At 35.9% G+C, this 12,772-nt stretch carries 9 protein-coding genes; 1 reads left to right on the top strand and 8 read right to left on the bottom strand.

Going from position 1 to position 12,772, the window contains the following annotated elements; translation table 11 throughout:
- Positions 1 to 46: 46 nt before the first annotated feature.
- The 3 genes from AR685_RS06130 to AR685_RS06120 all read right to left on the bottom strand — a co-directional run bounded on the left by AR685_RS06130 (position 47) and on the right by AR685_RS06120 (position 3,762).
- Positions 47 to 2,167 carry a cation:proton antiporter gene (locus tag AR685_RS06130; RefSeq protein ID WP_059124024.1) on the bottom strand — a complete coding sequence of 707 codons (2,121 nt, stop codon included), beginning with the start codon at positions 2,165 to 2,167 and terminating at the stop codon, positions 47 to 49.
- A gap of 6 nt (positions 2,168 to 2,173) precedes the next feature.
- Positions 2,174 to 2,701 (bottom strand): hypothetical protein, encoded by a 528-nt coding sequence (locus AR685_RS06125; RefSeq protein WP_228376395.1) that lies wholly within the window; start codon positions 2,699 to 2,701, stop codon positions 2,174 to 2,176.
- 152 nt (positions 2,702 to 2,853) lie between these two features.
- On the bottom strand, positions 2,854 to 3,762 hold the full coding sequence (locus AR685_RS06120) for a DMT family transporter (protein ID WP_059124022.1): 909 nt from the start codon (positions 3,760 to 3,762) through the stop codon (positions 2,854 to 2,856).
- 363 nt (positions 3,763 to 4,125) lie between these two features.
- On the opposite strand from AR685_RS06120, the gene purE reads away from it, so the two are divergent.
- The gene (purE, locus tag AR685_RS06115; protein ID WP_047443030.1) at positions 4,126 to 4,629 is read left to right on the top strand and encodes a 5-(carboxyamino)imidazole ribonucleotide mutase; all 504 of its coding nucleotides are present in this window, start codon (positions 4,126 to 4,128) and stop codon (positions 4,627 to 4,629) included.
- Positions 4,630 to 4,680: 51 nt separating this feature from the next.
- Here the strand turns inward: purE and AR685_RS06110 are convergent, their stop codons facing one another.
- The 5 genes from AR685_RS06110 to AR685_RS06090 are packed head-to-tail and all read right to left on the bottom strand — an operon-like array spanning position 4,681 to position 12,552.
- Positions 4,681 to 6,282 carry a BspA family leucine-rich repeat surface protein gene (locus tag AR685_RS06110; protein WP_059124021.1) on the bottom strand — a complete coding sequence of 534 codons (1,602 nt, stop codon included), beginning with the start codon at positions 6,280 to 6,282 and terminating at the stop codon, positions 4,681 to 4,683.
- Between the two features lie 47 nt (positions 6,283 to 6,329).
- A complete protein-coding gene (locus AR685_RS06105; protein WP_082671893.1) occupies positions 6,330 to 7,874 on the bottom strand; it encodes a BspA family leucine-rich repeat surface protein in 1,545 nt (514 codons plus the stop codon).
- Positions 7,875 to 7,926: 52 nt separating this feature from the next.
- Positions 7,927 to 9,600, bottom strand: coding sequence for a BspA family leucine-rich repeat surface protein (locus AR685_RS06100; protein ID WP_165592801.1), 1,674 nt, complete (start codon positions 9,598 to 9,600; stop codon positions 7,927 to 7,929).
- A 39-nt stretch (positions 9,601 to 9,639) separates the two neighbouring features.
- On the bottom strand, positions 9,640 to 10,965 hold the full coding sequence (locus AR685_RS06095; protein ID WP_082002069.1) for a BspA family leucine-rich repeat surface protein: 1,326 nt from the start codon (positions 10,963 to 10,965) through the stop codon (positions 9,640 to 9,642).
- 36 nt (positions 10,966 to 11,001) lie between these two features.
- Complete coding sequence (locus AR685_RS06090) at positions 11,002 to 12,552, bottom strand: BspA family leucine-rich repeat surface protein (RefSeq protein ID WP_052187659.1); 1,551 nt, start codon at positions 12,550 to 12,552, stop codon at positions 11,002 to 11,004.
- Positions 12,553 to 12,772 lie beyond the last annotated feature (220 nt).

The raw sequence follows: 12,772 nt of genomic DNA, 5'->3' as shown, positions 1-12,772 counted from the left end.
TGTAATTTTTTTGTAGATTAAATCTAAAAAAAATAATCGAATTTATCTACTTAAAAATCTTCTTAATTACATTCCCAATTTCCATAAAATCATCATGATTTCCTACAGAACGTCTTTCAATATTCTCTTGTTTAAATTCTGAATACGGGAAAATCAAGAGATAATTGTTATCATGAAGTCTTCCGTTCAAAAGCTCGGGGATCATTCTCATCCTCGGAATATAAGACTGCATTCCTCTTTTCGCCATAAAAATAATCAACCCTTCATCTTCTTTGATTTGGGCTGCTGTTTCTTCGCCGTCTTTCCATGTGTTCATTATGATAAATTCAGCTTCGATATTGGCTTTTTTAATAATTTTCTGTAAAATATCCAGAATGTTTTCAGGAGCGTAAAATACAATCGTGGCGCCCGAATTTCTCGCGATATTCCAAACACGGACTAGAGCATGGAAAAATCCTGCTTCCTTGTGTGCATTTTCAGGAATCATCACCGCATATTTTTTAATAGTAGAAAGCGGCTGTGCAGCGTGATACACGAAAACATTCACATCATCATTCTGCAGGTATCCGTTGTACAGATTATGCGCAAACGAAGTTGAGAAACCTTTTTCATCCTCCAACCCGATAATCAGATCAGTAATTTTCTGTTCTTTGATCACGTTGTTGACGCCATTGATGACGTCGTTGTCATATCTTTTTAAAGCCTGCAGTTTTACGTCCGCCGAAGCTGCAGTGTCGGTTGCCTGATGCAGAAGTTTTTCGGCATTTTTGACAGAAGATTCATTTTTATCTTCATTGATGACATTTAAAGCAAAAAAATCTTCGGTATTGGAATGAGCTTTAATTAAAATCCCCAAATTCACCATTCTCTCAACAGTGTTGTCGTAATTTAAAGCTAACAAAATATTTTCTTCCTCGTGATTATTTCCTGAAACAGTATCTTCATTGTCACTTTCAGCAATTTTCTGAGCGCTCGACATGGAGACGAAAGAAGAAACGGTGCATGAGATTAAAATCAATAAAATACTTCCGTTCAGAACGTGTTCGTTCAGTAATCTTACGGGTTCGCCGGTTTCGCTTTCAGAAAGAATAATATTGTAACCGACCATTACCGCTGCTAAAGTTGCTGCTGCAGAGGCCGAACTTAAACCAAAAATCAGTTTTCCTTCATGTTTTGTGAGTTTAAAAGTTTTTTGGGTAGCTACCGCCGCCACATATTTTCCAATAATTGATGCCACCAACATCACGGCTGCAACTTCTAAAGTTTCCCAACTTTTAAAAAATACTTTAAAATCAATCAGCATTCCTACGCTGATCAGGAAAAAAGGGATGAAAATTGCGTTTCCGACAAATTCCACGCGGTTCATCAGTGAGGAGGTATGCGGAATCAGTCTGTTTAATGCCAAGCCGGCAAAGAATGCTCCGATAATCGCTTCCACACCTGCCAATTCAGCCAGTAATGCAGCCAGATAAATCATCACCAATACAAAAATGTACTGCGAAATTTTATCATCTACTTTCTTAAAAAACCATCGTCCGATCATCGGGAAAACCAGCAAAACGATCAGTGCAAATACAATAAATGAAACCGATAGTCTAACCCAAAAAGTGGTTCCCACTTCACCCTGTGACATTCCGACAATAATGGCTAATACCAATAGGGCAAGAACATCGGTAATCATTGTTCCGCCGACTGTGATGTTGACGGACAGATTTTTCGCAATTCCTAGTTTACTCACTAAAGGATACGCGATCAGCGTATGCGACGAAAATAAACTTGCAAAAAGGATAGAAGTTAAGACTGAGAAATTTAAAATATAATATCCTCCGACAAAGCCTAAAACAAAAGGTACAATAAAAGTATAAAGCCCGAATGTGAGACTTTTCCATTTGTTTTTCTTAAAATCTCCCATGTCTATCTCCAGTCCTGCAAGAAACATAATGTAGAGAAGTCCGGTTGTTCCGGTCACCACAATACTGCTGTCTCTTGCTAGAACATTGAATCCGTTAGGTCCAATTACGGCTCCTGCAATAATCAATCCCAGAAGATGCGGAACTTTTATTTTATTTAAAAGAAGTGGTGCTGCCAAAATGATAATCAGAACCAGCAAAAATTTCAGAACAGGGTCTTCAAAGGGAAGGCTGAGGTTGTGTATGCTTAAAATCATAAGTGCTTATTTTGAAAGACGTGTCAATTCCACAGAAAACTTCGCCGTACATTTATTATCAACGCTTACGGTGCGGGTTCCCCTAATTTTATTGGCCGAAATTTTGTTTAAAAGAATATTCATTTCCACACTTTTATCTGCCGTAGAGTCTGTTTTGTAATGAAGCTTAACTTCATTATTTTCAAATTTTCCGGAATATAATCTAACCAATTTATGATTGTTCACAATTTTAGAAAACAATTGCGTGGAATCACTGTCAAATTCCCAAGTATCAATACGTTGGTCACCAATGACATAATCGCTGCATGATGATTCGGTGCATATCACTTTGCCAATCCAAGAGCCAAAAACTTGTGGCGGCCATACTTTTACGGTTTCTACAGAATCTTTTTCACTAAAAATACTGTCTCTCATTTTGATAAGCGATTGGTATTCTGATTCTTTTTTGGCGAAATTTTTTTCTTTTTCTAAAAGAGCATTTTCACGTTCAGTGAGCTGCAGACTTTTCTTTTTGTTATCACAGCTTGGGAACATTAGCAATAGAATTAGCAATATAAGAGGAGATCTTTTTGTCATAATGCACGTATTATTCTAAAAATATAGGCAAAAATAGTGACAAAGAAAAATGAACAGTTGGATTTTAAAAGAAGGATCCTGTTTTTTAATAAGATTTTTAAAAAAATAAATTATTCTTCAACTCTCTTTCTTTTAAAGAGTTCCGGATTATAATTAATGATAAAAACGCCCAGAATAATCAGGAAAGCTGCCGTGATAAATTTTACTGAAATTGTTTCGTCTAAAATCAGCCAACTAAGGAAAATCGAAATAATTGTATTGATGTAGGCCAAAATGGAAACCTGAACCGGAGAAATTTTAGTCAGGGCATAATGGAAAGCGAAAAATGCCGCCACAGACCCGAATACTGCCAGATACAGCGTAGCAGAAATGCTTACCGCACTCCAGTTTTCAAAATTGTAATTCTCTGAAAAGAGAAAGGCGAAAATAAGCTGTATAATTCCGGCAAACATAAATTGATAAAAGAGATTCAGCGTAATATTTTTGCTTTGAAGATTCAGTTTTTTAGTGAAAATAGTTCCTGAGGCCCAGCCCAAAATAGCCAGAAAAAGGAAAATAACTCCCATCAAATAATCAGGATTTGCCAAATCGTTCAAACCATCCCAAAATATAAAGAGAATTCCGCTGAAACAAAGAATAATTCCTATTAAAGCCCGGAAACTGAATTTCTGTAAACCAATTGCGACACTTCCTAAAAATACAACGATGGGCGAACAGGCGCTCATCAATGATGCTAGACTACTCGTCACGGTCTCTTCTGCAACGGTTGTCATTCCGTTGGCTATAATGAGCATTAAGGTAGAGAAGATCAATTGATATTTTAAGTTGTTCCAGCCAATCCATTTGAATTCTTTACGGTAGAGTAGGATGAACAGCATAATTATTGCTGCCACAAATTGACGTATCCCGGCTACAAACCAAGCCGGAATAGTTTCTACAGCTACACGAATGCCCAAAAAAGTAGTTCCCCAAACGATGGCAACTGTAAGAACCGCAAAAGTAAGTTTGTAATTTTTCAATGGGGTGGTGGAAATCGAATGGCAAAGATATTTATTTTAAAACGAAAAGCTGTCGATTTTGCTTTGCAAGAATTGTTAATTTAAAGCCTGAGAAATTAAATTATGTTTGGAAATTTTTATTTGCGTTTGAATCATATAAAAAAAAGTTTAGCTGAGTTTTCAATCTTGATTTTTTGGTTCGTTTGTATTAAGGCAAAATAAAAAAGTGAAAAAAATTCAGCGGATGTAATGTATTTTGCAATAATTAAATTGACAGCCAAGCTAATTGACCATTCACTCATTCACTTGCAAAGCAAAATTGACTTTTTACTTTCACCCTTTTTTAAAATCCTTATCTTTGAAGCATCTAATAAAATTGAAAAAATGGTAGGAATTATCATGGGAAGTCAAAGTGACTTACCGATCATGGAACTGGCGGCGAATTTTTTGAAAGGTTTAGACATTCCTTACGAACTTACTGTAGTTTCGGCGCACAGAACACCAGAGAGAATGTTTGATTATGCTAAACATGCTAAAAAAAGAGGTTTGAAAGTGATCATTGCAGGAGCCGGTGGAGCAGCCCATCTTCCGGGCATGGTTGCAAGCTGCACAACGTTACCTGTAATTGGAGTTCCTATCTTATCAAGTAATTCTATTGACGGTTGGGATTCTGTTTTGTCAATCCTTCAAATGCCGGGTGGAATTCCTGTAGCAACTGTTGCTCTGAATGGCGCTTTAAATGCCGGAATTTTAGCCGCAAAAATTCTGGGAACCGGTGAGGAAACTGTTGCAGAAAAACTTCAAATCTATCAGGATACTTTGAAAGATAAAGTTTTGGGAACGGTAGATGATATCAAAGCAAAGCATCCGAATCTGTATGATTTGTAGAGATTTAATCTCATAAAATAAATGCCTCGTAAAATAACGAGGCATTTTTGTTTATTTTTTAATGAATTTAAAAGTATGAGCACCGCTTTTTGTGATAAGTTGTAAGATGTAATTTCCGGGCATGAGATGTTCAACACCAATAAAATTTTTGTTTATAACATCTTTCATAAGTATTCTTCCAGAAGCATCGGTAATGGTGAATCTGTTTACATTCTTTAAATTCTTGATAAAAACACTTTCAGCAACAGGATTTGGATATATAGAAATTTCTTCAGAAATTAAATTATCTACAGTGGATAAAAAAGATTGGCATTCGCTGTCATAAATGTCACCACTTATTGACCAGCCTTTGGAATTGATTAAATTGTTTCTGGCATTTACTGCAGCAGGATGTGAATATTTTAGAGGTGAAACATTTGATAATGCAATGTTTTGAGGTGTTGCAGGATTGTTGCTCCATCCGTAAAGGGTGCTGTCGTAATTTTGACAACTCAAACCTGAATTTAAAAACATATTTTGAGCGGATGTTGCATCACTTAAATTCCAGTTTCCAAGATTTTGGTTAAATGCTGTAGCGGTATTGAACATATTTGCAAAATAGATTACGTTGCTGGTATTCCAGCTGCTGATATCTTGATTAAAAAGAGTCGCATAGAGAAACATTCCGCTCATATTTGTGACGTTGCCAGTATTCCAGTTACCAATGGGTTGATTAAAAGATGATGCACCTGTAAACATATTATTCATCTCAATAACGTTTGAGGTATTCCAATTGCCAATGGGCTGGTTAAAATCCCAGGCGTTTGAAAACATAAATTCGCAGTCTAAGTTGTTTGAAAGATCCCAATTTCCAATGGGTTGATTGAATTTCTTAGCATGATTAAACATAGCCGTCATAGTAACCACGTTTGAAGTATCCCAGTTATCCAAAGGTTGGTTGAAATTTTGAGCCAAGGTAAATGCTGCTCCCATTGCAATAACATTTGAAGTGTCCCAATTATTTAAAGGCTGATTGAATAAAGTACAACTGCTAAATATCGCTATAAGATTTGTGATATTAGAAACGTCCCAATTGTTTATTGTAGCATTTCCGCTAAAACTTGAACAACCCTGAAACATAAAAGAGAGATCTGTGGTATTCGTGAAATCGGGGTTATCCGTTGCAGAAACATTCATATTTACGCATCCGCCGAAAGCTTCATGCATAGAAACCCAGCTGTTATTTCCCCATTGTTCAATATTGATTATTTTGGTAACATCTCCCACAATTCCGTTACTGTTTGGGAAAAGGTTAAAATCTCTGAAATAGATACCGACAAAATCACCGTTTCCTTCACTTACTTTAACTCTATAGGTTGCATTCTGGGCATTCGGATTTAATGCTGTCCCAAAGTTAATGAGGGTATGATATGCAGACGTAATATTAATCAATGTAGCATTATGTGAAGGATAACCTACTTCTTCCCAATAAATTGTATAATTATTACCTTTTACAGGCAGCCAAATTTCATTTCCCAAAGAAGATACTGTAATACCGGCATACTGATAATTGTGCGCAGGAATTGAAGGTTTCCAAATGGTGACAAATTCGTTTTGACCATATACTATTTGGAAAAATTGAAGAAAGAAAAAGATAACGATACCTTTTTTCATAAACAATGTTTAGGTGGTGAAATAACTTTGAAAATATATGAAAAATATTATTTTTTAATGAATTTAAAAGTCTGTATACCCTGTTTTGTAATCACTTGTAAAATGTAATTTCCTGATGTAAGATGTTGAATGCTGATGAAATCTTTTGTCAGCGAACCGTCTGCTACCAATCTTCCGCTCATTTCTGTAATGGTATAGCTTTTTGCATCTTTAATATTTTTAAAATAAATAAAATTCTCAACAGGATTTGGATATATCGATCCATTTGTTATTAAAGTACTTTCATGAGTTGATAATTTTCTACACTCTCCTACAGTATCCAGCGTAATCGTCCAGCCTTTGCTGAGAAGCATATTTCTTTGCGGAACAACATCGATGGCATAGGTGAAATTTGGGACCAATCCTAGGTTGATGTTATTGGCTGTATTCGGATTAGTACCCCATCCAAAAAGCGTATTGCTGTAATTATCACAATCTAAACCAGAAGCGAAAAGTGCGAGAGTTCCTATCGTAAGCGCGGGAAGATTCCAGCTTTGAAGGTTTTGATTAAAATTTGTAGCAGAAGAAAATATAGTATTAAAATCTGTCACAACGCTTGTATTCCAACTATCTAAAGGCTGATTGAATGAAGTACACCCATGAAACATATGGGAGATGTTGGTTACTTTGGAAATATTCCAATTATTTAAAGGTTGATTAAAATTTGGATTAAAATGAAACATCCACATCATATTGGTCACATTTGATGTATTCCAGCTGTTTAATGGCTGATTAAAAGCCTGTGTTCCGGAAAACATAAAACTCATATCTGTAGCGTTGGAGGTATTCCAGCTATTTAAGTTTTGGTTAAATACAACTCTGTTTTCAAACATATATTTGAAGTCGGTAGCACTGGAAGTGTTCCAAGAACCGATGGGTGCATCAAAAGTATCGGGGATTTGTAGCGTACTCACATGAGAAAACATATTCCGAAAATCTTTGATGTTTGAAGTATTCCAGTTTGCCATAGATGAATTTCCTGTTAATGAGCTGGCATTATAAAACATATACGATGCATCCTCCACTGCGGAAAGATTGGGTGAATCTGCTGCGGTAATCTGTACATATCTGCAATATGAAAATGCGTTATACATAGACTGCCACTGGATGTTGCCCCATTGCGAGATCTCAAGTAATTTGTCAGAATTACCATGATGAGTCCATGAAAGTCCTCCGGATGGTGGAGTGATGACGGTTGCAAATTTTATCTGCGAAAAAACTCCATTTCCATTGCTTACTTTTACTCTGTACGTAGCTTGTGCGGGATTCGGGTTGTGTGGTGTGCCAAAACTAATTAATGTCTGACCTATGGATGTGACATTGGTAAGTGTTTCGTTATGCTGAGGGTAATTTACTTCTTCCCATTGAATGGTATAGTTTAAGCCTGTGCCTGGAAACCATATCTGACTGGATGTAGACGGGATCTGGCCTGTTACGATTGTGGTGAAATTGGGATTGATGCCTGAAGGTTTCCAGATGGTTATAAATTCATTTTGAGCCTTTATAATCTGAATGAACAGCATTACCATGATAAAAATTATTCGTTTTTTCATTTCGTATTTTTAGGGATTGGGTGCGTGGTGGAACGATATTTTAAAAGATTATTTACTTTTTAATAAATTTATAAGATTGGATATTATCTTTTGTCACAATCTGCAGAATGTAATTTCCTTTTGGTAAAACGTTTACATCTACCTTTTCTGAAACTATTTTTCCTTCTTTCAACAATCTTCCGCTTGTGTCTGAAATTTTATAATTTGCAGGATTCTTCAAATTTTTAATAAAGATAAAATCTGATGCAGGGTTTGGGTAAATGCTGAGATTTGCATGTGCAATGTTTTCGGTGGTGGAAAGTACAGAACTACATTCAGCATCGTAAGTGTCTCCAACAATCGACCATCCTTTGTTGTTGATGAGGTAATTTCGCGCAGTCACCGCTGCAGGATGAGCATAAGTCATTGGTGAAACGCTGCTAAGGATGATATTGTTTGGTGTAGAAGGGTTTAAGCTCCATCCGTAAAGTGTACTGTCATAATTTTGACAATTTAATCCGGAATTTAAAAACATATTGTTTGCATTCACAATCGACGTGAGATTCCACTTTCCAAGGTCTTTGTTAAAGCTTGAAGCATTCATAAACATACTTTGTATGGTCGTCACCTGTGATGTATTCCAGTTGCCGATATTTTGATTGAATGCAGATGCATTTTGAAACATGGCGTTCATGGTTAGCACGCTAGCTGTGTTCCAATTCCCGATAGGCTGATTGAAAGCTGTAGCGTTCAAAAACATTCCGTTCATCGTTGTAACACTTGAGGTATTCCAGCTTCCAATGGGTTGGTTGAAGAGTTTTGCACTCAAAAACATATAATCCATCTCTATCACGCCAGAAACGTTCCAATTTTCCAAAGGCTGATTAAAACCCCAAGCGTAGGCAAACATAAATTCCATTTCAATAACATTAGAAACATCCCAGTTTCCTATGGGTTGATTGAAGCTTCTGGCGTTGTTAAACATCCCATCCATCGATACTACTTGAGAAGTATTCCAGTTTCCGATGGGTTGATTAAAATTTTGGCACATTAAAAAAAGAACCCCCATATTTTGTACGTTACTGGTATTCCAGTTTCCAATGGGTTGGTTAAAAACAAAACATCCGTTAAAGGTTCCTACTAAGGAATTTACAGAAGAAATATTCCAGTTGTTTATAGAGTTATTTCCTATCAGTGTGCTACAACCGCTAAACATGTAATCCAGCGATGTTACAGCAGTGAGATCTGGAATATCTGTAGCCGTCATGTTTAGATTCTCACATCTTTCAAATGCATAAGCCATAGAAGACCAGGCAATAGAACCCCATTGATTAATTTCCACAATTTTTCCGTAGTCTCCCATCATATTATTGACATTTCCTGAAGGAACATCATCTCTGAATGAAATACGGTGAAAATTACCATTACCGTTACTTACTTTTACTTTGTAAGTTGCACTGGCAGGAACAGGATTTAGTGAAGGTCCAAAATCCAACAGAATGTAATTTGATGAAGTGACGTTTTGCAAAGTCATATTGTGTGAAGGATAACCAATCTCTTCCCAGTAAATCGTAAAATTGGTTCCTTGAAAAGGAGCCCAAGCCTGTGTATCCGATGATGCAAAAGGCGGACTGTTTGGAAGAGGATTTTGCGAATTTCCGGGCTTCCATGTAGTGATGAATTCATTCTGAGCACTCACGATTTGGGAAAAAAAGAAGCACAGAAATACGGTTATTAGTTTTTTCATGATTATGATTTGATTTGTTGAATTTGTCATTTTTTAAAGTTAGTTTTTAATAAATTTAAAGGAATCAACTTTATCTTTTGTTACGATCTGTAGTATGTAATTTCCTTTTGATAAATTGCTTATATCCACCTTTTCAGAAACTATTTTCCCACCTGTCAGCAATCTCCCGCTTGCATCTGAAATTTTATAATTTGCAGAATTTTTTAAGTTTTTAATATAAATAAAATTTGATGCAGGATTTGGGTAAACAATCAGATCTATCTTTATATTTTGTTCAGAAACTTGTAAGAAAGATGTACACGATGCACTGTAAGTATCTCCCGTTACAGACCAATTTTTATTATTTAGAAGGTTGTTTCTCGCATTTACTGCAGCGGTATGTTTATAATGTAGTGGCGCTGCATCTCCGAGATTGATATTATCGGGAGTCTGAGGGTTACTGTTCCACCCAAACAACGCATTGTCGTAATTTTGACAGTTGAGTCCAGATAATTTAAGCATATCTACACCATTTACTAGAGAGCTTAGATTCCATAATCCAATGTTTTGATTAAAAGCTGTGGCATCATGAAACATCTCGTTCATGTTGGTCACATTTACAGTGTTCCAACTTCTCAAATCTTGGTTAAAAGAATTGGCTTCATGAAACATATGTTGCATCGTTGTTACATTTACAGTATTCCATTTGCCAAGTGGCTGATTAAAATTAGATGCTGCATCAAACATGTAAGACATATTGGTCACATTGCTCACGTTCCAATCATTGATAGGGGCATTAAAAAAAGTGTCATCACCAAACATATAAAACATATTGGTTACTGTGGAAGTATCCCAGGTATTGAAACTGGCATTTCCCACAAGTGAGAAGCAGAAATAAAACATCTCATTCATCTGAGTTACATCCGTTAAAACAGGAGCGTCTGTCGCAGTAACATTCATATTACTGCACCATGTAAATGCATTGTCGAAGGTTTGCCACTGTATATTTCCCCATTGCGCAATTTCAAGTAATTTTTCATGATCTGAATTTAAGTAGGCCGGAACTCCTGTGCTATCGAAGAACCTTACTTGACTAAAATTACCGCTGCCGTTACTTATTTTTATTTTATAGGTTGCATTTGCAGGAGTGGGATTTAGTGAATTGCCAAAATTTACTATAAATTCCATAGTAGAATTTACATTATTTAAACTTCCGTTATGTTGCGGATAGCCAACTTCTTCCCATGTTACTGTAAAATTGTTGCCTCTTCCAGGAAAATGAATTTGTTGAGAAGCTCCCGGTTTCCAAACTGTAATAAACTCATTTTGAGCTTTTGTCATTTGAAAAAACAGAATGCAGATGAAAATGAGGATAATTTTATTCATTATAGTATTTGGTGTATTGGAAAGATATGTTTTCTTTTAATTTTTAATAAACTTGAAAGACTCTACCTTATCTTTTGATACAGTTTGAAGAATATAATTTCCTTTGGGTAAAGTACTTACATTGATCATTTCTGTGACAATATTTCCTTCTTTTATTAACCTTCCACTTGCATCAACGATTCTGTATTTCTCAGCATGCAAATGGTCAAAATGAATGGTGTCTGATGCAGGGTTTGGATAAATGGAACCTTTTTGAGTTGATTTAATTTCGGAAACTGCCAATAAGCAATTTCCGACTGAGTCTCCCGAGATCATCCAGTTTTTATTATTGACCAGAATATTTCTCTTATTGACCACGTTAGAAGCGTACTGAGCAGGTGAAACGTTTGCTAAATTAATATTATTCGGTGTATTGGGATTATTTGCCCAGCCTGCAAGCGTTTTGCTATAGTTATTACAGTCAATAGAAGTTAATAGAACCATCCCGGAAGCATCTGTAAGGGAAGCTAAATTCCAATCCTCAAATGATTGATTAAAACTTGAGGCATTTGTTAAAAATGTATTTAGCCTGGTGACATTACTTACGTTCCAGGCATTCAGATTTTGATTAAAAGCCACACATCCATGAAATACATGCGCCATATCAGTTACATTAGAAGTATTCCACGTATTTAATGGCTGATTAAAGACAGGAATCATGTGGAACATAAAATGCATGTCTTGAAGGCTTGAAGTATCCCAACTGTCAAGTCTCTGATTAAAACTCATGCACTGGCCAAACATCCAGCTCATGTCTGTAACATTAGAAACATCCCAGTTATTTACACTTTGATTAAATACAGTTCTCCCTGCCAGCATATAGCTCATATCTGTAGCAGAAGAAGTATTCCAATTGCCTATATAAGGTGAATTAAACTGATGAGGAATATTGGAAGTCTCTAAAAGACAAGAAAACATAAAACGGAAATTCTGAATTTGAGAAGTATTCCAGTTCTGCATTGAGCTAGCTCCTATAAACTGTGGAGTTCCATAAAACATGAATGATAAATCAGTCACATTATTAAGGTCTGGGCTGTCTGTCGCTGTAAGCTGCACCAATTTACAATTGGTAAAGGCAGAGTTCATCGAAACCCAGGAAATATTTCCCCACTGTTCTATTTCTATAATTTTATCTGCGCTTCCCAACATCTGCCAAATTGGAAAAAGTTGTTCTGCCGCGGGAAATAGCTGAGCGCTTCCAAATTTTATCTGTCTGAAAATCCCGTTGCCATTAGATACTTTTACTCTGTAGGTTGCACTGGAGGCATCACCCGCAGATGTGCCGAAATCTACTAAAACCTGATTCGTAGAGTTTACGTTAGTCATAATTCCGTTGTGGAGAGGATAACCCACCTCTTCCCATTCTATGGTGTAGTTGTCACCACTACCGGGAAACCAGATTTGATTTGAGTTCGCTTGAAAAGGAGCTTCTACCAACAGAACAGGATTTGAAACCAACCCGGGTTTCCAAATCGTAATAAACTCATTCTGAGCTTTGGTGAATTGAATGAAGAAAATACATGTCGCAAACAGTAAAAATTTTATCATAATATTTTGATCGGTGTATTAATAATTAGCAGGACCATTCCCTCTTAAGTTTTATTGAAAAATGATTTTTAATATTCCTAAAGATAATAAGATAGTTTTGCTATTTTGATAAGGTATTGAATCACAAAGATAATAAATTTTTAAACATATCATTATTTTGTGAAATAGAGATTTAAAAAATAAAAAAGCTCACTAAATCTAGTAAGCTCTTTTATTTTTA

This window comes from Chryseobacterium sp. JAH, from assembly GCF_001507335.1.
Lineage (GTDB): Bacteria > Bacteroidota > Bacteroidia > Flavobacteriales > Weeksellaceae > Chryseobacterium.
Note: the sequence above shows the minus strand (reverse complement) of the source record. Positions and strands in the feature narration are given on the sequence as shown.